This is a genomic window from Haemophilus haemolyticus (assembly GCF_003490595.1).
GTDB classification, from domain to species: domain Bacteria; phylum Pseudomonadota; class Gammaproteobacteria; order Enterobacterales; family Pasteurellaceae; genus Haemophilus; species Haemophilus haemolyticus_L.
Window position 1 is genome coordinate 1 of record NZ_QQGY01000030.1, and the last position, 528, is coordinate 528.

A 528-nucleotide genomic window follows, 5' to 3' on the forward strand; every position below is an offset into this window, starting at 1 on the left:
GACTCCATGAAGTCGGAATCGCTAGTAATCGCGAATCAGAATGTCGCGGTGAATACGTTCCCGGGCCTTGTACACACCGCCCGTCACACCATGGGAGTGGGTTGTACCAGAAGTAGATAGCTTAACCTTTTGGAGGGCGTTTACCACGGTATGATTCATGACTGGGGTGAAGTCGTAACAAGGTAACCGTAGGGGAACCTGCGGTTGGATCACCTCCTTACCAAAGACGAGAGACAGCGAGTGCTCACACAGATTGACTGATAATTGTAGACAAATGAGCAGAAGAAAACATTACCCTTGGGTCTGTAGCTCAGGTGGTTAGAGCGCACCCCTGATAAGGGTGAGGTCGGTGGTTCAAGTCCACTCAGACCCACCACTCTGAGAGTGAGTGATGTAAAGGAGTAATGATTTATGATGAAATGGGGATATAGCTCAGCTGGGAGAGCGCCTGCCTTGCACGCAGGAGGTCAGCGGTTCGATCCCGCTTATCTCCACCACTTATCATCGTTAAGTAAATTTATTCATTTA

General features: G+C 49.2%; 2 tRNA genes and 1 rRNA gene. All 3 read left to right on the forward strand.

From position 1 onward, the window contains the following. Positions 1–220, forward strand: a 16S ribosomal RNA gene (locus tag DV415_RS10080); the annotation flags it as partial. A gap of 79 nt (positions 221–299) precedes the next feature. Further along, positions 300–376, forward strand: a tRNA-Ile gene (locus tag DV415_RS10085). 45 nt (positions 377–421) lie between these two features. Further along, positions 422–497 (forward strand) — tRNA-Ala (locus DV415_RS10090). The last annotated feature ends 31 nt before the right edge of the window (positions 498–528 follow it).